At 36.7% G+C, this 22,423-nt stretch carries 24 protein-coding genes; 12 read left to right on the top strand and 12 right to left on the bottom strand.

Translation table 11 applies throughout. The features are described 5' to 3' along the window. Positions 1-869, top strand: an 869-nt coding sequence (locus C9J45_RS05940; protein ID WP_233217640.1) for a hypothetical protein, incomplete at its 5' end; no start/stop codon positions are given. A 133-nt stretch (positions 870-1,002) separates the two neighbouring features. Here C9J45_RS05940 and C9J45_RS05935 read toward each other — a convergent pair. Continuing rightward, a complete protein-coding gene (locus tag C9J45_RS05935; RefSeq protein ID WP_107292287.1) occupies positions 1,003-1,920 on the bottom strand; it encodes a LysR family transcriptional regulator in 918 nt (305 codons plus the stop codon). 126 nt (positions 1,921-2,046) lie between these two features. On the opposite strand from C9J45_RS05935, the gene C9J45_RS05930 reads away from it, so the two are divergent. Continuing rightward, on the top strand, positions 2,047-2,676 hold the full coding sequence (locus C9J45_RS05930; RefSeq protein WP_107292286.1) for a GrxB family glutaredoxin: 630 nt from the start codon (positions 2,047-2,049) through the stop codon (positions 2,674-2,676). Positions 2,677-2,686: 10 nt separating this feature from the next. Beyond that, positions 2,687-3,778 carry an alkene reductase gene (locus C9J45_RS05925; RefSeq protein ID WP_107292285.1) on the top strand — a complete coding sequence of 364 codons (1,092 nt, stop codon included), beginning with the start codon at positions 2,687-2,689 and terminating at the stop codon, positions 3,776-3,778. A 116-nt stretch (positions 3,779-3,894) separates the two neighbouring features. Here the strand turns inward: C9J45_RS05925 and C9J45_RS05920 are convergent, their stop codons facing one another. The 5 genes from C9J45_RS05920 to lepB form a co-directional block, all read right to left on the bottom strand. After that, positions 3,895-5,193 (bottom strand): type II toxin-antitoxin system HipA family toxin, encoded by a 1,299-nt coding sequence (locus C9J45_RS05920; protein WP_107207140.1) that lies wholly within the window; start codon positions 5,191-5,193, stop codon positions 3,895-3,897. A 2-nt stretch (positions 5,194-5,195) separates the two neighbouring features. Then, positions 5,196-5,456 (bottom strand): helix-turn-helix domain-containing protein, encoded by a 261-nt coding sequence (locus C9J45_RS05915; protein ID WP_107292284.1) that lies wholly within the window; start codon positions 5,454-5,456, stop codon positions 5,196-5,198. A gap of 395 nt (positions 5,457-5,851) precedes the next feature. Then, positions 5,852-6,835: a rhodanese-related sulfurtransferase gene (locus C9J45_RS05910; RefSeq protein WP_045127444.1), complete on the bottom strand. Its 984-nt coding sequence runs from the start codon at positions 6,833-6,835 to the stop codon at positions 5,852-5,854. Between the two features lie 272 nt (positions 6,836-7,107). After that, positions 7,108-7,248, bottom strand: coding sequence for a hypothetical protein (locus C9J45_RS21730; protein WP_233217639.1), 141 nt, complete (start codon positions 7,246-7,248; stop codon positions 7,108-7,110). A gap of 340 nt (positions 7,249-7,588) precedes the next feature. After that, positions 7,589-8,467 carry a signal peptidase I gene (gene lepB, locus C9J45_RS05900; protein WP_107207142.1) on the bottom strand — a complete coding sequence of 293 codons (879 nt, stop codon included), beginning with the start codon at positions 8,465-8,467 and terminating at the stop codon, positions 7,589-7,591. A 982-nt stretch (positions 8,468-9,449) separates the two neighbouring features. Between lepB and C9J45_RS05895 the strand changes: the two genes are divergently transcribed. Then, positions 9,450-10,382: a Gfo/Idh/MocA family protein gene (locus C9J45_RS05895; protein WP_107207143.1), complete on the top strand. Its 933-nt coding sequence runs from the start codon at positions 9,450-9,452 to the stop codon at positions 10,380-10,382. A gap of 66 nt (positions 10,383-10,448) precedes the next feature. Here the strand turns inward: C9J45_RS05895 and C9J45_RS05890 are convergent, their stop codons facing one another. Together C9J45_RS05890 and C9J45_RS05885 are read right to left on the bottom strand one after the other, a co-directional pair. Continuing rightward, positions 10,449-11,231: a helix-turn-helix transcriptional regulator gene (locus C9J45_RS05890; protein WP_107207144.1), complete on the bottom strand. Its 783-nt coding sequence runs from the start codon at positions 11,229-11,231 to the stop codon at positions 10,449-10,451. Positions 11,232-11,323: 92 nt separating this feature from the next. Then, the gene (locus C9J45_RS05885) at positions 11,324-11,803 is read right to left on the bottom strand and encodes a YbhB/YbcL family Raf kinase inhibitor-like protein (protein ID WP_107207145.1); all 480 of its coding nucleotides are present in this window, start codon (positions 11,801-11,803) and stop codon (positions 11,324-11,326) included. 362 nt (positions 11,804-12,165) lie between these two features. Here C9J45_RS05885 and C9J45_RS05880 point away from each other — a divergent pair, with 362 nt between their 5' ends. Both C9J45_RS05880 and C9J45_RS05875 read left to right on the top strand, forming a co-directional pair. Beyond that, on the top strand, positions 12,166-12,414 hold the full coding sequence (locus tag C9J45_RS05880) for a DinI-like family protein (RefSeq protein WP_107207146.1): 249 nt from the start codon (positions 12,166-12,168) through the stop codon (positions 12,412-12,414). 132 nt (positions 12,415-12,546) lie between these two features. Continuing rightward, positions 12,547-12,924: a cupin domain-containing protein gene (locus C9J45_RS05875; RefSeq protein WP_107207147.1), complete on the top strand. Its 378-nt coding sequence runs from the start codon at positions 12,547-12,549 to the stop codon at positions 12,922-12,924. 46 nt (positions 12,925-12,970) lie between these two features. Here C9J45_RS05875 and C9J45_RS05870 read toward each other — a convergent pair whose 3' ends face one another. Further along, the gene (locus tag C9J45_RS05870) at positions 12,971-13,321 is read right to left on the bottom strand and encodes a hypothetical protein (RefSeq protein ID WP_107207148.1); all 351 of its coding nucleotides are present in this window, start codon (positions 13,319-13,321) and stop codon (positions 12,971-12,973) included. A 50-nt stretch (positions 13,322-13,371) separates the two neighbouring features. Then, entirely contained in the window at positions 13,372-14,112 is a 741-nt protein-coding gene (locus tag C9J45_RS05865; RefSeq protein ID WP_107292283.1) for a GIN domain-containing protein, read from the bottom strand. A 285-nt stretch (positions 14,113-14,397) separates the two neighbouring features. On the opposite strand from C9J45_RS05865, the gene C9J45_RS05860 reads away from it, so the two are divergent. Further along, the gene (locus C9J45_RS05860; RefSeq protein WP_107247397.1) at positions 14,398-15,840 is read left to right on the top strand and encodes a tyrosine-type recombinase/integrase; all 1,443 of its coding nucleotides are present in this window, start codon (positions 14,398-14,400) and stop codon (positions 15,838-15,840) included. 119 nt (positions 15,841-15,959) lie between these two features. Beyond that, positions 15,960-16,211, top strand: coding sequence for a hypothetical protein (locus C9J45_RS05855; RefSeq protein WP_107207151.1), 252 nt, complete (start codon positions 15,960-15,962; stop codon positions 16,209-16,211). 54 nt (positions 16,212-16,265) lie between these two features. On the opposite strand, the gene C9J45_RS05850 is transcribed toward C9J45_RS05855, so the two are convergent. Continuing rightward, positions 16,266-17,507 (bottom strand): Nramp family divalent metal transporter, encoded by a 1,242-nt coding sequence (locus C9J45_RS05850; protein WP_304589087.1) that lies wholly within the window; start codon positions 17,505-17,507, stop codon positions 16,266-16,268. A 319-nt stretch (positions 17,508-17,826) separates the two neighbouring features. Between C9J45_RS05850 and rpoS the strand changes: the two genes are divergently transcribed. Both rpoS and C9J45_RS05840 read left to right on the top strand, forming a co-directional pair. Then, a complete protein-coding gene (gene rpoS, locus C9J45_RS05845) occupies positions 17,827-18,699 on the top strand; it encodes an RNA polymerase sigma factor RpoS (RefSeq protein ID WP_107207152.1) in 873 nt (290 codons plus the stop codon). 95 nt (positions 18,700-18,794) lie between these two features. Next, positions 18,795-19,340, top strand: a complete 546-nt coding sequence (locus C9J45_RS05840) for a DUF1439 domain-containing protein (RefSeq protein ID WP_107287562.1) — start codon at positions 18,795-18,797, stop codon at positions 19,338-19,340. Positions 19,341-19,481: 141 nt separating this feature from the next. On the opposite strand, the gene chrA is transcribed toward C9J45_RS05840, so the two are convergent. After that, positions 19,482-20,633: a chromate efflux transporter gene (gene chrA / locus C9J45_RS05835; protein WP_107292282.1), complete on the bottom strand. Its 1,152-nt coding sequence runs from the start codon at positions 20,631-20,633 to the stop codon at positions 19,482-19,484. Positions 20,634-20,830: 197 nt separating this feature from the next. On the opposite strand from chrA, the gene C9J45_RS05830 reads away from it, so the two are divergent. Continuing rightward, complete coding sequence (locus C9J45_RS05830) at positions 20,831-21,766, top strand: LysR family transcriptional regulator (protein ID WP_107207155.1); 936 nt, start codon at positions 20,831-20,833, stop codon at positions 21,764-21,766. A gap of 78 nt (positions 21,767-21,844) precedes the next feature. Then, positions 21,845-22,390, top strand: coding sequence for a hypothetical protein (locus C9J45_RS05825; protein ID WP_107260969.1), 546 nt, complete (start codon positions 21,845-21,847; stop codon positions 22,388-22,390). Positions 22,391-22,423: the final 33 nt, after the last annotated feature.

The following is a 22,423-nucleotide window of genomic DNA, read 5'->3' as shown; positions in this document are numbered from 1 at the left end:
CCTATATAATAAATATAACAAACATGACTATGAAATTATCAAGATCAATACTAAGAAAATTAAAGCCTAGTTTATTAGTTACTCTATCATTTGTGATATTTGTAGTTTTTATAGCTACTTATTTAATAATTATTAATCTTCCTGTTTTTGGTCTAAATTTGGAAAGTTTTAATGCTCTGACCCAAAACTTTACTAATATGGCAATGCCAGTTGTTACCCTTATCAGTGTTAGTTTGTTGTTCATATCAATAAATGAGAGTACCAAGCAACATAAAATAACTCGAATAGATCACTTAATTGATTGTCATATTAAACATTTAGATGAACTAATGGCAGAGAAAGTAACAGTTCCTTATGCAATCAGCATTATCTTATCTGATGATGGAAAAGAGAAAGTTGATTGGACTGTTCGGACTTTACTTATTCAACTAAATGCTTTTTTGAATCATGAAAGCAAATTAGATTCAAATATCAAAGCTGCTATTTTCGACTGGACACGAATTTGTGATTTAAAAGATTTGAAGTTTTATGATCTTCTAAATCGCGAATTAGATGATGTAACTCGTTTGATGACAATTCGCCAAAATGTAGAATTGGATAGAAATCGAAATAGTTATATTTGGAGTAAATTAGAGCTCATACCTCCAGTTTTAGTTTACATACAAGTTATAGACGAGGACACATGTTATACAATCACTGAAGAGTTAAAGTTAAATGAATTACTCGACCAGTTTGACGAACCTTGTAATAATCATGCTCAGTCACTTATAGAGTTCAGTGATAGATTAAGTATTTTTAAAGGGGTTTCAGCTGCTGATTTATGTAAAAAAAATAAGGATGAAATAAAAGACCTTATAAAAGCAGCATAGTTAAATTTTGTTTATACTTTATTACCGCTTTATACGGCATTCTATGCTAATGATAAATAAGGTCATTTATCTAATATCTATATTTGTTTTTTGCAAATACTACATATTAGTACCTTTATTAGCAAAATTACTCTCACAACCTTTCACCAAATCGCTCTAACAAGAACTCAATAAACAATCGAAGCCGTTTAGGTTGATACTGGCGGCTTTGGTAAATCACGTTTAAGTCCGCACTGGCTGAAGATATCGATGCATTGAAGTTCTTCATGTAACCATCAAGTACTGTCACCAATCGTTGCTCTTGTATGTCGTGCTGAATATCTAATATCGATTTTAACGCAATGCCTGCTCCATCTAATGCCCATTGGCGGATCACTTCGCCATCATCTGAAAAGCGTTTGGGTACTAGGGTTATCACTGTTTGTTGGTTGTCGTCTGTAAAGTGCCATGTTTTCAGTTCTTCATTACTGCGGATCATGGCTAAACAATGGTGATCGGCGAGATCTTGCGGTGTAACGGGCGTGCCTTTTTTTGCCAAGTATTCGGGCGTTGCACATAACACTCGCCTGCTGGCTGCAAGTTTACGAGAGATAAGGTTACTGTCTGCCAGTTCACCGTAACGTATCACAATATCAATCCCCGATTCTGCTAAGTTGGTGAGCTTATCGTCTAAATATAAGTACGGCACTACGTCTGGGTATCGTTCGCAAAATGCCGAGATGATTGGTGAGATGTATTGTTTGCCTATGTCTCGTGGCGCCGAGATCTTTAGCGTCCCTCGTACTTCTTGGCTACCGGTTTGAAGTAAGTTTTCTGTCTCTTTTACGCTATCGATGATCTCTAAACAGGCTTGATGATACAGCGCACCAGATTCAGTTAAAGAGATATGCCTAGTACTGCGATTAAGTAGCTTAACACCGTAGCGATCTTCTAATGCTTGCAGCCTAGCTGTTACCGTTGCGGGAGATAAACCTAACTCTCTGCCTGCTGTGGCCATGCCTTGATTTTTAACGATACTGATAAATAACGTCATATCAGAAAACTTATCCATGCCCTCTCCTTTTGTTTATTGTTCAGCTCAGCCGAATAATCTTTTTAAATTTACCCCAATTATCAAATTCTATCCAATGAATATACTGACGCCATCAAAACAAAAATAGCTAGATAGGAAATAACGATGAAGCTTTATATTTATGAACATTGCCCTTTTAGTGCTCGCGTCCGTTATGTGGCTGGAATGTTGAATATCCCACTGACAGTAACGTGTATTGCTTATGATGACGACAAAACCACAAATGCGCTCATCGGTACTAAGCAAGTGCCTCTTTTGATTAAAGATGATGGCGAAGCCTTAGCAGAAAGCTTAGATATTATTCAGTATTTCATTGAGTTAGCGCAGTCTAGCGAGACAATTGATATTTCTAAGGCTGTGTTTGATTGGCAAAAAAACGCGTTTCTTCCATTACAAAAAATCGGCTATCCACGTTGGTCAAACATGGCGTTACCTGAGTTTGAAACGGTTTCTGCCCGACAAGCTTGGCGAGCAAAGAAAGAATCAGACGAGCTAAATTTTGATGCGTTATTGCAAGATATCGTGAATATCGCTAATGACGTTGAGTCTCTTATTAAGCAAGCAAAAACGATCTTGCAGTTAGAAACGAGCCAAGCTGTTCGTTTGATTGATGGCGCGATTATGTTCTCTATTTTACGTGGGTTCTTTAGTGCGCCTGAGATCAAGTGGGACAACACAGTAAAAGATTGGATGGAATCAGTCAGCGTTAAAACCCACGTACCACTACTTAAATAAGGTGTCGATAATGAGCAAGCTTTTTGAATCAACACAGCTTAACGAATTGAATCTACAAAACCGTATTGTTATGGCACCGATGACACGTGCGCGTAGTAGTCAGCCGGGTAATGTTCCAAACACGATGATGGCGAGTTATTACCAACAACGTGCCAGTGCTGGATTAATTATCTCTGAAGCGACGCAGATTTCGGATGATTCGCAAGGCTATTCGTTTACGCCTGGTGTTTATACCGATGAGCAAGTATCGGGTTGGAATTCGGTAACACAAGCGGTACATAAAAACGGCGCGGCGATGTTTTGTCAGCTATGGCATGTAGGTCGTGTGTCTCACCCTGTATTCCAAAATGGTGAGAAGCCGATTGCGCCATCGGCACTTAAACCTGTTGAAACCAAGGTGTGGATTGCAGATGAACAAGGCAATGGCAACATGGTCGATTGTGTTGAACCAAGAGCTATGACACAAGCAGATATTGATCGGGTTATCGCAGATTTTGCTTATGCTGCAAAACGCGCCATTGATGCGGGATTCGATGGTGTCGAAATTCACGGTGGTAATGGTTATCTTATCGATCAGTTCTTGCGTACTAACTCTAATCATCGTACAGATAGTTACGGTGTCACTAGAGAAAATCGTATTCGCTTTTTACTAGAAGTTGTTGATGCTGTTAGTAATATCATTGGTGCTAACAAAGTGGGTGTTCGACTTGCGCCCTTCATCACTTTTAAAGATATGAATTGCCCTGATATTGTGCCGACTATTTTAGAGGCAGCAAAACAACTTCAAGCCCGTGACATTGGTTACCTGCATTTATCAGAAGCGGATTGGGATGATGCGCCAGTGATCCCCGAGCAGTTTAGAATTGATCTGCGTGAGTATTTCACTAATACGATCATTGTTGCAGGTAGTTATACGCAAGCGCGTGCGGATGAAGTGCTTAATAAAGGCTATGCAGATTTGGTAGCGTTTGGTCGTCCGTTTGTGGCTAATCCTGATTTTGTCTCACGCCTACAGCACCAACAACCATTAGCAGAACTGGATGGCGCGACGCTATTTGGCGGTAATGATCACGGTTATACCGACTATCCTACTCTTTGCTAATTAAGCCCTAATTCTGAAGGCATAAGTATTAAGGCCCGAGTATTTAAAGCAAGAGTATTTAAAGCAAGCGTATTTAAGGCATGGGTTGTTTGCTTATGCCTTGTTTATACTTGTTTTTATGCCAATCGCCCTGCTTGCTTTAATACCCCGTTAAATATCGATTCACTAATATCAGTAGGAAAATCGTTGGGCAATTGCTGTCGGACTTTTTCTATCGCACTTGGCGCTTGGTTTTTCATTTCAGTCATTAATTCATTGGCACGCTGGGTAGAAAATCCAACCGCTTTGGCTGTACTTAAAAAATGCCGAGGCTGAATGGTTTGCCATTTGTAATATTTCTTGGTGCCCGTTAATGCCATTGCCATTTTGGCTTTCTGTTTCGGTATGCTGTTTGAATCCATTAAAGGATAAGCAGAAATAATGTCGTATAGCGGTGTCATGCTGTAACGGCTTTCAGGTTCTAGAAATAAGCTAAAGTTTTTACCGTGTCCATCAATGGCTGCTAACAACCAAAACAAGATCTGTGCTTTGAAAAACACTTCTCGATCTTGGGTTGATGTTCGTGAACCTAATAGAAATTGCATGATACTGGCAATGTTTGGCCCACCGTCCGATTCATATTTTAATGCCGGCGCAACACCTAACGCTTGGCACATGTCTTCTTGGGGTAAACGCATTAACCAACTGCCGTCTTGTGACCATCGACGATCAAAGCGCGTTAACGCTAATGCTTTTACATCTTCAACATTGATGATGCTGGCATCGTTCACTTCAAAGCCAAATGCTGCCGCGATTTTTAAACATAACCATTCGTTTTCACAGCTATCGCTTAAGTCTATGTTTTTGTGCGGTAAGATCCCGATTGGTAACTTTAGAATATGGCTGGTTGGGGTCGAACCTAACGGTAAATGCCACTGATTTTGATACCATAACAAGCCCGTTTTTTCCTGTGCGCCGGCTATAGAGATACGAAAGTCGTCCATATCATCTAGCATGCCGAGTGGCGCATCACTTTGATAACCTCGTAATACCTGTGCCATTCGAGATTCGGTTAATGGCTCTGCTTGTATTTGCCTTACATCCTGTAGGCTATGTTGTGGTGAATAAAGCTGAATAGCACCAACACAATCGCCGCCTATTTTACTTAATAGATCAAAGGGGCGTTTGGTAGCCGCTTGAAATCGAGATTGAATACGGCTGCGAATTTCTTCGTTATCAGGCAATAAGTTATCGAAGAAGTTGTAAGGAATATCACCATGATAAGCATCGTGGCGTAACGGCATAGAAAGTGAGATCGCACGGGCTCCTGCTCGTGATAACCATGTTGGATCATATTGAAACGATATCGCACCAGAGCTTGCTTTGGTTAAGCTGCCGACTAAGATCCCATTCATTGCAACCGTTAACACATCCATGTTTACCACTCCTCATTCCATTTCTGTTGTCTGGTGTGTGGTTCGCTGTTTGTGTTACGCGGTTGAACATGCAGCTCTAGATCTAATGCGGCGAGTAATTTAAAAAGTGTTTCTAGCTTGGTACTTTCTGGGTTATTTTCGAACGCAGATACGGTGGTTTGTTTAATACCGACCAGTTTAGCTGTATCACTTTGGGTTCTGCTTTGGGCTTTACGTTGATCTCGTACTGCATTGGCGAGCATTTTAGCTGATGTGATTTGCATGGTTCCCACTTTAAATTATCCGCTATAAAGGATATTTAAAGTATATCCCTTATAGCGGATATTTACAATTTATCCGCTATAGAGGATATTATTGTGTTATCCCCTGTAGCGGATAATACGTTGATACTCATTCCGTTGTGGAAGCATTTTTCCCACCCACTTGTAGATCGGCAAGTATATGAATAGATTAGGGATGGAAACTGAATACTGTATTATTTGTAGTTATATGAAGAGTATCTAGCTGACTATTGATTGACTGTATGCATATAACATTAGGTGAAATATCAACACATAAACTGCATTAATAAAAAGGGAATAAACACAAATAACTCTTTCTAGTTAAAAATGTCTATTCCTTTTGTGTTTTATCATTTGAAAGCAGATATTGTTTTATCTTACTTTTTAGCCGCTCGTTGCTGCTCTTTATGGGCAAGTTTGGCTTTTTTACGTTGCTCTATTAGTTGAGCAGCATCACCGCCGACATGGGTTTCACCACGTGCATTCGCTAATTGCACTTGTTTTTCACGTTCACGGAAACGGGCTTTTTGCTCTTCGCTGTGTTTATCAATACATTTTGGACAACTTACGCCTTTTTCAAAATGCTCTGATAATTGCTCTTCTTGTGTGATTGGCAATCGACAGGCATTACACACATCGTAATCGCTTTTTTCTAGTTGGTGGTTAACAGCAACTCGCCCATCAAACACATAGCAGTCACCTTCCCACATGCTTTCTTCTTGTGGGACTTCTTCAAGGTATTTAAGAATGCCACCTTCAAGGTGATAGACTTCTTCAAACCCTTGCTCTTTCATGTATGCAGTTGATTTTTCACAACGAATGCCGCCAGTACAGAACATCGCAACCTTTTTGTGTTTGTTAGGATCGAGGTTGTCTTTTACGTATTGCGGGAATTCACGGAAGGTTTCTGTATTTGGATTTACGGCGTTTTTGAATGTACCAATATCGACTTCGTAATCGTTACGGGTATCAACCAGAACAACATCAGGATCTGAAATTAATGCGTTCCATTCGTTAGGTTTTACGTAGGTTCCCACCACGTGACGAGGATCGATCCCCTCCACACCCATAGTAACGATTTCTTTCTTAAGTTTTACTTTGGTGCGGTTAAATGGCTGCTCTGCATTAAATGATTCTTTATAAACAACGTCGGCTAAGCGCGGATCTTGTTTAAACCAAGCTAGTAACGCATCAATAGATTCTCGTTTACCTGCTACGGTGCCGTTTATCCCTTCACTAGCAAGAAGCAGTGTGCCACGAATGTGATTGGCTTCGAGCAATTCAGTTAATGGTTGGCGAATTTCTTGGTAGTTATCTAATGCGACAAATTTATACAGCGCACATACAACGTATTGAGACATGTTTTTTCCTTCTGCGAGCTGGAGCGTAAATCCAGTGCTTTATGTATTCTATTTATAATAGTGAGTTTAAAACTTGCGCAGTATAGCTAAGTCGGTGTATGACAAAAACCAACTAAAATCAGGGATATATATCGGCAATTATTGTAGGGCTTTAAAGGAAAGCGTTGATACTAAGTGATTTACAACGCTAATTGTACTAGTGCTTAAAACATAAAAAAGGACATACACGCAGAGGTATATGCCCTATTGGAACCATATTTTATAGAAGCTAGTTACTTACAGTTAAATTCCATCATAACTTTATGTTCAGAGTTTAATACATCACCACCTAAGAAAAACTTGCTCGCCGTGTTTGCAAGCTCAGTGGTTTTCTCATCAACGGCATGATCGAAATTACTCTGTTCAGAAATCACATAGAAGGATTTACCTAAATCTTTACATGTCTTTTTTGCCGTCGCATTTGCAATTTGTTTTGCTTCTTGCGCACTGCTGCCAGTCGCTTCTACTGTATAAGAATTCTCTTTCGGTGTAACAATACCTGTCTGTGCAGCACAACCTGTAAGAGCTAGGAATAAAGGTGTCGATTTCTACATGTACACGCTAGATTCTGCACCAGCAAGTGGCGAGCACTGGGTAACGAAGAAAGAGTCAGATAAGTATAATCTGATTCAAAATATTACAGACTAATAAAAAAACCGACATGTTGTTAGCATGTCGGTTTTTCTGGTTTTATCTTATTGTTTGGTTATCGTTCTAATGAATGCTACCGATACGGTTGAAGCGAACACCATTAGGTAACCAATGTGGCCACATTGAGTCTGGGTTATGGTTGAAAGTAAAGCTAATCCAAATGAAGGTCGCTTTACCTACTAAGTTCTGCTCTGGCATAAAGCCCCAGTAACGGCTATCTAAGCTATTATCTCGGTTGTCACCCATTGCAAAGTAATGACCCTTTGGCACTACCCATACACCCATTGGTTGACCTGGCTGTTGGTAATAACGATTAATTTGCTCTGGTAAAGTTGGATCACGCAGAATGTGGTGAGTCACCTTACCCAGTTCTTCTTTATACTCGTTTAGCTGTGTACCTAATTCAGTGAAATTAGTTAAGCCAACATATTGTTTTGGTACTTCTTTTGCTACTGGACATACTTTCTGTCCGTTACAAGCTGGTTTGATATAAAGGGTTTTGTTTTGGTAAATAATAGTATCACCCGGTAAACCAACCACGCGTTTGATTAAATCAATTTTCGGATTTGATGGATCAATAAATACTGCTATGTCACCACGTTGTGGCTTACCTGTTGGTATTAATGTTTTGTGGAAAATAGGATCGCGTAGGCCGTAGGCGAACTTTTCTACCCCAATAAAATCACCAGGTACTAATGTCGGCTGCATAGAGCCACTTGGAATTTGAAAAGGTTCGATAATAAATGATCGAATAATTAAAATAGCAAATAACACCGGAAACATTGAGCGTGCTTGAGCAACCCAACCTGTGTTCTCCTGTTTAACCCCTTCTCGTTTAGGTTGCCACACGAACTTATCTAGCGCGAAAATAACACCTGTTATTAAGGTCGCGAGAGTAAGAATAAGTGCGAACATTTCTGCAGCGTTGAATATTGAAAGCATGTGCTATCCCAAAAACTGTGTAAATAGAATAATCTATAAATAATATTATTGCGTATTGAACATGATTAATGTGCTAAATAAAACGGTTATATTTCGGAAACTATGATCTCAATTTATCAATCTATTTGATCTCATCGCTTTTACTAATGTTTTATGTTGCTAATTTTATTGATAATCCCCTCATTCTAATAGAATGATAGGATACAGAGTAAAGCCTACACCAAGATTGAGCTCTGTGAGTATTTTAATGATGCTAGGGCTTAATCGCTTGGTGAATGCCCCATGCTGTAAGATGTTTCATAACCATGTTAACGCATTTGTGTTCAATTTCATCCCTTTTCTGATTAGCTTCATTAGGTATATCGTTCAGCCATTGGCAATTAGGCTATTTATATAAACATAAGCTTACATTCTATATTGGTCTAGTAATTCAAAATATTACTAACGGTTGTTTAGCATTTGAATGTTGTTCGGACTAATTTTAGTTCAAAAAATGGCCTTAATGTATAAAATCATCACTCTATGTAATTAATTTATAAAATATTTTCTCAATCGCTGTTATTCTTAAGGGGTATTATGTTACGTTTTATAGATAGAAGCATATTAAACAGAGTTATTATTGTGAAGATGCCCATAGCAACAAACAAAATCTTTTTTTACGCGTCGTTAGTATCTACTATTGTTTATACTTGTGAGTTATTTTACTTAACATTACATCGGACAACCACACTGCCCCATTGCATTATTATTTCCCTTTTAAAATGTGTGGCAAGCTGCATTATCTGTTTAATTTCATTACAATCTATCTATCATAAACGAGAAGACAAATTTAATGAGAAAATGAAAAAGTATGATGATCCTACTTTAAGCCAAGAGAGTTCGGAAAATAAACACCGTTAAAGTGAATGTCTTAAGCCTAGCTTCAGCTTCTTTGAGATATAAAGCATTTCGGTTCATAAAACCAATACGTTAAGGGTTAAAAATGCGAATAGGAATTGTTGGGCTAGGTGATATTGCACAGAAAGCGTATCTTCCAATTATGACGCAACTGAAAAATGTAGAGTTAATTTTTTGTACACGCAACCCTACCGTTTTAAATGCATTAGCTGATAAGCATAATGTCACTTGTTGTTTTGATGATTACCGCCAATTAAATAAAAAGAATATAGATGCGGTGATGATCCATGCTGCAACACGTAGTCACTATGACATAGCGCATTGGTGTATAAAGCAAGGTATTCCTACGTTTGTTGATAAACCGTTAGTTGATAATGCAGAGCACGTTGAACGTCTTTACGAGCTTGCAGAACAACATAACACCCCACTTTATGTTGGTTTTAACCGTCGTCATATCCCTCTATTTAACAAACATCTACCAGAGTTAGCTTCCGGAAATATTGGTGAATTACATTCACTGCGTTGGGAGAAAAATCGCCATAATCTGGTTGGTGATATTCACACCTTTATCTTTGATGATTTTATTCATGCACTTGATAGCGTTAACTTAAATACTAAATCGACACTCGATGATGTTTATGTTACTCATCAAATGTTTGGTGATCAGCTTTCACGTGTTGATGTGCAATGGCAAGCAGGACAATGTCTGCTACATGCTTCGATGAATCGTTTAAACGGCATTACCAATGAATGTGTTTCTGCCACTTATCATAACCAGTCTTACCAATTTACTTCTTTTATGCGTGGTCAACGCTGGCTAAATAATGAAGAAAGAATTTTAACATCAGAAGATTGGATGCCAATGTTAGCAACCAAAGGGTTTGATGCGATGATTTCTGATTGGTTAAGTGTGGTAGAGTCTGGCAATATGCCACTGCATACTATAGAACGTAACATTTCAACGCACCAATTAGCGGATGCCATTGCCCTTCAATTAGAGACATTATTTATCCGTTAATGGATTGATATTATTGAATATAAAGATAAATACCATTATCGCTAAAATAAAAGAATGGTATTTATCTTAATGGTGGTATTCAAATGTTTTTTGATATTGTTTTAGGCTCAGACCAAATTGATGTTGAAAACGTTGTGCAAATCGGGCTTCTGATTTGTAACCACATAAATGCGCAAGCTCTATTTGTGAATATGGCTTAGTTTGCAATAAGCTTAATGCATAACCCATTCTCAGTTCTGCTAATACATCCCTAAATTGGGTATTCTCGTCTTTTAAGCGCCTAATTAATGTCGATTTACTTAATCCGAAATGATCACAGACCGATTCAATTGAATGATTGGCTTTGGGATCATCATTAAAATATTGGGTTAACTTGTCTCGCCAGCTTAAATTTCGCATTGAAAATAACTGATGAAGATAACCATTGTTAGCAAGATGCTCAAATAATGCATTAACGATATGTGTTTGCACGTTGGGCTGAATATCCTTCGGCATTGTTATTATACTTTGCCATAAGTATTTCGCCGTTCCATCTAGGCTATATTCAGGTGTTAAACCGTCTTTCTGATTTTCTTGCGACCGTTGAATTTGCTCATCCGTTGGTCGGATCAAAAAACTCAGTTGGGTTGAGAAAAATTGGGTTTGGTTAGGGGTATTGATAAAGGTCAATGATGTATTGCCATGTGCCAATAACCAGTTATTGCTATTGAAGGTGATCCAGTCATTTTGCCAATGCAATTGTTTATTACCCTGTTGAATCCAGAAAATGGAAGGGTAAATAATCGGTACATTACGCAGGTGCTGCGGTCGATTACCATTATAATAATTAAGTTTGATTATGCCTGACATGTTTTTTTTATATAAACCTTGTGACTGGTTATTGATGATACACAATAAATAGACACAAGGTTTATCTCAATGATTATTAATATAAGCGTTATTTATCGAACATATGTTGGGGTAATCGTTGATTTGCCCAATGCTGTTGCGTTTAGCATAAAGCTAACTAATGCACATGATGCATCATCTGGCACTTCAAGTTTTTCTACTGGCAGTGCCCATACTGTAAATTGGTAACGATGCATACCGTGACCTTCAGGAGGACAAGCGCCGCCGTAACCGTTAAACCCATAGTCATTACGCATCTCTAAACCAGCCGCAAGTTTGCCTGATGCGCCCTGCTCAAGTGATGTAGTCGATGCTGGGATATTGATCACTTGCCAGTGCCAAAATCCGCTTTCTGTTGGGGCGTCTGGATCAAAACAAGTTATTGCAAAACTTTTTGTTCCTTCAGGTGCGTTTTCCCATGATAGCTGCGGAGAAACGTTATCACCGTCGTGTCCGAAGCTGTTAAATGAAAAGCGCTTGTCTTTTAATTGGCCTTCTACAATGTCTTGGCTATGTAATGTGAAAGTTGTCATTTTTTATATCCTATTATTTGCTGTTGGAATAATGATAGAACTATTTTGACAAAAAGGAATAACAATAAGTTCCAAATTTCGTTTAAAATATTTATTTTTGATACTTATTGTTTAAGCTGTAAATTATTTTTATTGAAATGCTAATCGCTTTTTCAGTGTGGGTTAATAAATGGCGTTATGACAGTATCAAATGAACGTTATTTTGATTAACTATCATTAAAGATGTGACAAAGATCTCTGTTGTTATTGGGCAACAGTATTAATGAATACAACTAATTACAACGATTTAAATCTTGAATTGATGTTAGTTACTACTGTTTATAAAATCAGTGTTGTTATATACAGTTGGATGTAATTACTATATGCGTATTGAATTAATGCTTAATAAACTCAACCTATCTGATGCTCATTTTTCAAAGATTGATGATGAATTTAACAGAAGAGTATTAATGAACTGGCCGGATGCAAATATTCGTGTTCGTCTTGGTGGTGGAAATAATCTCACAGTGCTTGGTGGTTTTGCCGATGATAAAGAACGCGTTGAAGCATTGCTACAGGACATGTTTGATGAAGCAGACGATTGGTTATACAACGATCACGATATGTATTAATTAAGATATAAGATTCTTAATCTGATTTTGTAGCACGTCAATTTGGTTTTTTATCTTTCTTTTTTGGCTATCTATAAAATAACTTTCTTCACCTATAATAACTATATCTTCAAATAGTTATATGGTTTTATTATGAGTGATTTTGTTTCTAAAAACATCTGGTCTGATTTTACAAAAGAACCTGATATGCCAGGTTTTAGTTTCCGAGATACAGATGAAAAGAATGAAAACTGTGTAACAGCTTTACTTGAACGATGGGAAGCTGGTACGTTTGAAGCACCCCATCATCATCCTAATGATGACATGTCGATCATTGTTAAAGGTGAAATTGTTATTCAATTTTACGTCAAGAAAGATGGTGAACTCGCTAAAGATGGTGATGAAATGACGCTAACTGCAGGCCAAACGGGTTATATTCAAGCGAACAGAATACATAGTGTTTTATACAAAACTGATTGCGATATGGTGTATATCCAAGATCGTGTATTTGGTTTTGAGAGTGACGAATAATTAGATGCTATCTAAAACAGCCATTCTTCTGAGTGGCTGTTTTTGTTTACAGCACAATCCATGGTTCATGTTCAACGAGTTCAATCGTTACTTTCTCCTCTCTTATTACAAAGTTTAGTGTTTCTTTATAGTGATCAATTTCATCTTGGTTATTACAGGGCCAGAAAAAATGAATGCCGTAACTTACGCTGATCACACCACTATTTGAATCTTGTGCCATTTCTACCATATCAACATGTAGGCTAGCTGTTGCAAATTGATATCGAAGATCTTGTTGATCATGTTTAGTGAACAAAGCGGGTGAAAATTTATCTTCATGGCTTTGTACATATTCGATTATATTTTCCGCGATGGAAAGCTTGTTATTAAATGAAAATGTGACTGTTTGTATTGTCATGATCGACCCCTATCAAATTAAGACTACCATTACATATTTACTATAAAACGTCAGTTCTGATAACAATACGTTATTTTACTATTGTCACTAGCGACAATTGTTGAATCAGCAGCTTTATTTATTGTGATTGATGAATCATCTTCCATAGAACCATGTATTGTACTGTTCGCCGTATTGCACATAGTGGCAATTGACTCCTCTTTCATGTTTAATTCAACAAGGTTAACGCCTGATGTTAAAGAAAATAAAGAATCAGTGGCGAGTGATAATTTTAAAACTCCAATGGGTTTATTGATCTCAATAGATGATGATTGAAAGGCATTAACGATAACTTTTTCAGCAACAATACCGACCTTCACATGCGAATTGTCTGTTGCAGTTATATCGAGATTCGTTGTTGAACCGTGAAGTTCGGCATAACTTTTATTCGATACATTAGCGGTGAATGTAGTTTCATCTAGGGCACAGCCATCAATATTTACCTTTGCGTGATTAGCGATATCAATTTTATTCAAAGGTTTAGAAACAATAACACGAGCCGTAATGTTAACCTTAGGGTTATCTTTATCTGTAGAATATAATTTAAGTGTCGCATCATTCACTTGTAACATCACCATTTCGAGTTCATCACCCGTAAACGATATTGATGGTAACTTTCCGCAACTTATATCTAACACTAAATTGTTAAGGCTCATATCTATTTCATTAAATTGCTTGAGATAGATATTCGTTGCACTTACTGAAGTAGAAAAAAGGCAACAAAGCCAAATAGCTCTCTTTAACAAGTTCATACCTACATCCTTTTATCTCCATTAACTTTAATTATAAGTAATAACTTTCTAATTCAGCGTATTAAGTTTACAACCCATACGTGACAGTGTAACACTTTTATGAATCAATAATTCGTAGGTTAATCTCTTAATTTATTTAAAATACCAACAAAAAAAAGGGGTTAATAACAGTCAGTATATCTTTGTTGATGATCCAGATCTTTCGACTAACTAACCGATTTATATAGTAATTAAATATCAGTCTTATATAATATCTCTTATAGCAGATCTAAAATAACTTATGTAATGCAGAACAAATTCCCTATCGATCCAAGAGCCGCGAGTTTAAGAACCACATCGTTACGTCAGCAAACACAATTAGCAGAACGCATTAATCATATAAATTATGCTTCGACTAATCCTGCGTTATCTTATGTGTATTCATTATCAGCGACTGACACCACCGGCGGTCAAGCTAATGCGCGTTATTCACTTGAAAGGCTTGCACGCTATGTATTGGGAGATAGCTTCCAACTCATTGATTGGATTGAACTATTTAATAATCAAGAAAAGCTGATTGATGCAGTTAAGTCATTTCTGATTGCTCGCGCTAAACAAAAAGCTAAAATGAAAAATCATTACTTTAGTGCGAATGAGCCAATAAAGAACTTACAAGTAAAGCCATTACTTAACGCTTTATTGAATGTAGCTAAATTTCTTAGAGATAATCAAAACTTACCTGCCTCTCGTGTTGTTGAATTTAAAGATCGTGTCGCAGTTTTTGATCTTGGAAGTTTTAAAAACTCAACGATAGAAAGTGGTTGGCTTCAACCGATTTTACCTCAGCACTATGCGTTTGAATTATCAAAACAATCAAAAGTGATGTTAGAGGCCTTTAGTTGTTTTTGTATTCGAAGTTGTATTGAGCGTTTTGATTGGACTGGTATTTTATATGCCCCTATTCTTCAATCAACGATGCAATCGTTTTTAAGTGATCGAATAGATAACCAAATAAGCGATCAAAAAAAAGCCTATGCGCCAGCAACTGCTGATAATTTACTTCGCATGTTACGCGGTGTAGCTCAACATGCCTGGCTCGCTGAGTTGATCTCAGTTGAAAATTTAGAACGTATAAAAGCAATTAAATTACCGAGGGGATCTCGTCAATCCAGTGGCAGATACCTTAGCTATAATGAATTAGATCATATTTCAGCTATTACGCTTAATCAAAAGAATGAAACTAAGGCATTGAGAGATAATGCTATTTTTTGGTTAATGTATGAGGCAGGTTTACGGCGAGCAGAAGTGGTCAATATAAATACCTTTGATATTGATATGGATCGGTGCCAGCTACGTGTTGTTGGTAAAGGTAATAAGGAGCGCTATGTTCCTTTCTCTCGAAATAGTGATTTATATAACGCGATGGAAAAATGGCTAGCCATTCGTTTGCAAGATTTTAACCCGAATTTACCTGCATTATTTTGCACTATTAATCGTTACCAAACATTGACTTATATGCGTTTAACAACACAAACACTTAATGATTTGTGTAAAAAACTCAATATGTTAGGTTTTTCTCGTATTGTTTCACCCCATGATTTTCGACATTCAGTGGCAACTAATCTTTTGCGTTCAGGTTACGACTTATTATTAGTCAGTAAATTTATGGGACATAGTAGTATTACGACAACCCAACGCTACGATAGACGTACTGATGATGATTTAAAAGGTGTAGTTCCGAGTCGGTAATGTAATTGATAACCTTATGTATTTTATAAAATAACTGCTTACCTCACATTTATTGTAAAACTTAATACTAGTAATTAACACTTATGAAATATAATACGCCATAGAAAGGAGTATTTATCATGAAAATGTGTGTCATTAGCTCATTAATTTCGATTTTTTTACTTATCTCTTTCCCTTCTGAGGCTCAAAGTGTGAAACAGTATAAGAATCAATACAGTGTTATACCTTGTGAAGGCTTAAAAACGAAACTAGAAAGCTTAGAAAAGCGTTCTAAAATGATCTTAAACGTTGCATCAGAGAAAGCTAAAAAAGAATTTAAATATAAAAATAAAGCACTACGTTTATTGATGAAACAAAAAAACTGCCAATAAATAACAAACAAGTGACGTTTGGCTTTTATTCATCTAATTGATTGGATGTATTATTTAAGAAAGTGTCACCATTAGGTATATGTTCAAGGCAACAACAAGAGCAATGATAACAATACCTGCATAACTAACGTATTTATTGTTTTTAAACTCACCCATTAGTTTTTCATTATTAGTGAAAATGAGTAACGGTATAATAGCTAATGCAATACCAAAACTAAGAACGACTTGACTCATCACTAAAATTTCAGTGGTATTAATAGCAAGCCCGATAACGATAAATGATGGGATCATTGTAACAAGACGGCGTAATAACAAAGGGATCTTAAATTTTACGAAACCTTGCATTACGACATCTCCAGCCATCGTGCCAACAACAGTCGATGATAAGCCTGATGCGATAAGAGAAATAGCAAACAATGTAGATGCCGCTTGTCCAACAAGTGGCGTTAATGTTTTGTACGCCGTTTCAATCCCAGCAATATCTTGATTACCTGAATAATGGAAAACGGCTGCTGCCATTGCCACAATTGCAATATTCACAAAACCTGCAATAACCATTGCAATGAGTACATCTAAACGTGTTGATTTTAATCTTTTTGCTTTTGTTTCACCGTAAGTATTTTTAAATAGCGCCGAGTGTAAATAAATAACATGCGGCATTACTGTTGCACCTAAAATACCTGCAGCTAAATAAATTTGATGTGAACTATTTAACGTTGGAATAGCAAGACCTTTTATCATCTCGCTTGCAGCAGGATGAGCAAAGAAAAGTTCAATAACATATACAACAGCTACGACTAATAATAATGTTGCAATGACAACTTCTAATGGTTTCTGGCTTTTATTACTTAATAATAAAATAGCCATTGTTACTATGGCTGTTATTATTGCTCCTTCCATTAAACTAATACCAAACAATAATTGGAAACCAACAGCAGCACCAATAAATTCAGCTAAATCCGTCGCCATAGCTATAATTTCGGCCTGAATCCAATATGGAGCTATCGCCCATTTGGGTAGATGTTCTCGTAAATGTTCCGCGAGATTTTTCCCCGTCACTATACCTAACTTTGCAGATAGGTATTGGATCAACATAGCCATTAGGTTTGCCCAAAGAACAACCCATAATAACTGATAGCCAAAAGAAGAGCCCGCTTCAATGTTTGTAGCAAAATTACCGGGATCAATATAACCAATAGCCGCAATGAATGCTGGACCTAGAAGTAGTAGTTTTTTCTTTAGTTTTAAACTGAAGATAGCCATTTCGGGCTTAACAGAAATTGTGGTAGAGACCATAGCTAACTCCTTAAACAATAACTTCATCATACATCGATACAAATGAGAATCAATATCATTTAGGTGCTATTAGTGGTTGGTAAGATTTCATAAAATTTATAGTTTTTATTATTAAAACGTGAGATCTTATTTCTATAGTGACTAGTGGATGCTTTGTAGGTATTTTTTATTGAATTTATAATGTGAAGTAGTATTAATTTTTTATTAACTGATTAATAAAATGGGTGAATAGAATAAATCTTTATGATAGTGTGAGCCTCGTTGCTTATTGATAGTTGGCTTATAAACTTTAAATATAAATATCATAAAGGGATCTGAAATGGATATAAACAAAGAAGAACAATTTCCACATGGCGGGGATATCGTTCATTTATACCTAAAAGAAATATCAGAAAAGCCACTTTTAACGAAAGAAGAAGAAATTTTATATAGCCGAAAAAGCTTGTGCGGTGATGCTAATAGTAAAAATGTATTGATTGAGAGTAATTTACGATTAGTCGTAAGTATCGCAAAAAAATACCGAGGCAGTAACATACATATCAGTGATTTAATTGATGAAGGTAATATCGGATTAATGACAGCTGTTGAAAAATTTGATCCAGAAAAAGGGTTTAGATTTTCAACATACGCTACATGGTGGATAAAACAAACAATAGAACGTGCAATACATAATCAAGGAAGAACGATACGTTTACCTGTTCATGTATCAAAAGAAATTAACACCATTGTTCGGACGCATAAACAATTAGTAAAGAAAAACAATCAGGAACCAAGTACAGAGTTAGTTGCTGAAGTTTTAAATAAAACCCTTGATGATGTATCGACAACCCTTTCTTATGACACTCCTATTGTATCGTACGATCAATCATTCTCAAATGAAGCAAGTAATCAGTCAATAGCGGTATTAATTGCAGATGAAAACAGTGCAAAACCTGATGAACATGTTGATGATTTAGCAATCCAAAAAATAACATCCAACGTACTCAATTGTTTAAATAACCGAGATAAAGAAATCATATGTAGAAGATTTGGTTTACAAGGTTATGAAGCACAGACTTTGCAAGAAGTTGCAGAAGAAGTGGGACTGACAAGAGAACGTATTCGCCAATTACAAGTTACCTCATTAGCAAAACTTAAAAGCTCACTTAGCCGTGATAACTATGATATCTCTGTTTTGTTTGCTAACAGTTAATATTTGTTTGAGAGTATTAAGCACGTAGGTTTACGTGCTTTTTTTTATTAATATGAGCTATAAATAAAGCATATATATTTTTCTTAAGGTTTTTTATGCGCTTAAAAGCTCTGATTATTGTGAGTTCTGCCTTCTTCTTTGCTGGCTGTAGTAGTTACGGTATCACTGAAAGTGAGATGCAAAACTACATAAACAAAGAAACGAATGTTGAACGCTCTGTTGGTATTCAAGGTATCGCCTACGCAACAGGTAAGTTTGAAAAAGTAAAAGTAGGCATTGGCCGTGTCGCGGACAATCGTGTTAGTGTTGATACTACAGCTAGCGCTCAACTAGAGCTTGCTGGCCAACCACCTCAAGATATTGTTGTTAAAGCAAATTTCAGTGCCATCCCCTATTATAATCAAAATGAAGGGGCGATATATTTACGTGGTTTAAATATTGAATCATTGGCAATAAAACCGGAGAAGTTTAATAACATACTGACTAAACCGGTTATCACTCCATTTGTTTCACTTATTGGACAGGTGCTATCAACCAAACCTGTCTATAAGCTAGATGAAAACGAAATGAAACAAGCGTTGCTTAAATCTACTAAGCCTGAATTAATTATTAAAAATCATCAATTAGTTCTCGATTGGTAAGTTGTTTTCATTATAGGTTATAAAGTTATAGTGCATTAGGAGTTAATATTTATACCACATCCAAGCCTATAAGCTGTTTCGATTATTCTATAAAAGAAGGGCTTGCATAAAGCAGCCCTTCTTTTTAACTAATTGATGTTATTAAGTTAAGATCAAATATTTGGTTGTGAAAAGCATCAAAGCTAACACCCATACTGGCCATTTGAAATATTTAAACGCAATAAATCCAACCACAACTGCTACAACATCAAATCCGGTTTTAACGCCACTGGTAATAATTGGACTAACAAAAGCACTGGCTAATAGTCCAACAACACAAGCATTGACTAAAGTGATTGATTGTTTTAATCGTTGATGCTCAAACAACGCTTTCCATGCTGGAATAAATGCAAATAGTAATAAACTGCCAGGTAAAAACACAGCAATGGTTGCTATCAAGCTACCTAACACTGGGTGTATACCGTCTATCGAAGCACCTAAATAACTAGCCATAGTGAACATTGGACCAGGTACAAGCTGTGCAGATGCGTAAGCATTAATAAAGGTAGACTCCCCTACTAACCCTTCCATCATTGGTTGTAGGAGTGGTAATACAACATGCCCACCGCCAAAAACAAAACTCCCTGCTTGGTAGAAGATATTAAATAAATTAATACCGCTATTGTAAGGTGCTAATAAGGGTAACCCCACTAACAACACGCCAAATGTAACTAAAATACCAAGGTGTGGTTTTATGCTAGTCGTTAGTTTATTTGTTGGTGTAATCTGCGTTTTAAATGACAATGCGTAGCCAACAGCTGCCGCGACACAGATAGGCAACACTTGACCAAGTAGACCGGAACTAAAATAGACCCAAATAGCTGTCACCACTGCCACGGTAATTGTTAGGGCTGTCGTTAAGTTCTTTTTAGCCATTCCCCATAGCGCATCAGCAACGACGATAACGGCAAGTAGTTTTGCCGCGATGATTAAACTATCAACAACAGAGTTAGACGTTACACTGCTACTAACAATGGCAAGTCCTGTTAATAATGCAAAAGAAGGTAAAGTAAAACCCATAAAGGCAGCAACGGCGCCTAAATATCCCGCTTTCTTATAACCAATATACATACCAAGTTGGCTACTGGCAGGGCCCGGTAAAAATTGACATAACGCTACAGCATGAGTGAAATCATCATCAGAAATCCATTTTTTTTCTTTTACAAAAGAACGTTGAAAGAAACCAATATGTGCTGCTGGGCCGCCAAAGCTATATAGACCCAATAATAAAAAGGTGGTAAAAACGGTAAACATGCATTCCTCCATTAGCAATAGCGCTATCATAACGTTTCCGTTCTAATTATTTAAATCGTTTAAAATGATGTAAGTTATTATTTATATTCATACATATAGATTGATGTTTATGAGGCAAAAAATCATAATGCATAGATAGTGTTAATCGATTATTTTGTTACGCCATATCATCGTGACAGCGTAACTTGGAATACCAAATGCTTGATAATTTGCAACAGATGGTAATACTGGCTGCTATTGGTCATGAACAAAATTTCACGAAAGCTGCTGATCGTTTGGGAATATCAAAGTCTCAGGTAAGTAAGCAAATAAAATGTTTAGAAGAAAGGTTAGGCTGTCAGCTTGTTCAACGCAGTACACGTACCGTTGTATTAACTGAAATTGGCGTGCAATACGCAGACTATGGCCAACAATTAATTGATACTGTTAATGAAGCGGAAGCTATGGTGGCGGGATATCGAAATGAAATTACAGGTCTATTACGAATTGGCATCGCTCAATCTTTCGGTAATATTCACATCACTTCCGCATTAGCTGAGTTTCAAAAGCAAAATCCTGAACTAGAGCTTGAAATTAGTTTATTTGATCACCGCCCAAACCTTTTAGAAGAAGGCTTTGATTGCTGGATTGCTATTCATGAACATCCACCTGAAGGAATGGTAGCCCGAAAGCTCGCCAAATGTGAATTCGTCGTTGTCGCTTCCCCTGATTACATAGCACAACATGGTGAGCCCATTATCCCTGGTGATTTACGTCAACACAATTGTATTACCTACCAAAGCCGCGAGCGTAAATATGTAAACTGGGAATTTGGACGAGATGGATTAAAGCAATCCATTCGAGTTAATGGTAATTATCGTATTGATAATGCACCTGCAGTGCTTGATGCTGCAGTCAGTGGTTTAGGTATTGCTTATCTCTCAACCTATCTGCTAACGGACGAGATTAAAACAAATAAGTTAATCACTTTACTTAATGATTGGAAAACGACAGTAGAATTACCTATTTATGCTGTTTACCCTAGACGTAAATATCTTGCACCCAAAGTACGTTGTTTCATTGATTATATGGCTGAGCGGATGTCTCTACCCCCCTATAAAAATATCAATCCAATCATAGATAATCACAAATAAGACGAATAACCTTAATTTTAGGCTATAACAATGTTCATTGTACTAAACTGATAATCATACAAGTACAATGAGCATGTTATGCCGTCATTTTTTTCTAACTTCATCACTAATAGATTATTTAACTATTCAGTAACTATAATTACAATTTTAGTGGCTGTCGCATTCATCACATTTCCAGCTTATGCGATACATAATTTTAGCGACGCTAGTCCTATAAATCAGAGCACAACACAAATTAAAGCTTATATACCAAAGCAAGCATTATTAGTTGAAATCCAAGATCAGTACAATGTTGTCTATTTTAGTGATAACAGCAACAAATTAACCGTTGATACTAAAAGAGTATTGAATAACTTTGGTTACGCTCTTAAAAATTATCATCAAACCTATATTGTTATTATTCAACATATAACGACGGATTTAGGTTACGAGCGGCTATTTAATATAGCGTCTTATATTGCACTTCAATTCGATATTGAAGAAGAAAGGATTCAACTGTTATTGGTATCTGAGGAAGAGTCTAATCTATATCAACATATCGATGATAATTGGAAAAATGGCGCTGAAATAATCATACCTAAAGCAATTATTGTTACTTATGATCCATACTTCGGTGTGTATTAAAAAACGATGCCGTTCCTTATTAATAGAAAAAAT

This window comes from Photobacterium sp. GB-1 (assembly GCF_003026165.1).
Classification (GTDB): Bacteria; Pseudomonadota; Gammaproteobacteria; order Enterobacterales; family Vibrionaceae; genus Photobacterium.
Note: the sequence above shows the minus strand (reverse complement) of the source record. Positions and strands in the feature narration are given on the sequence as shown.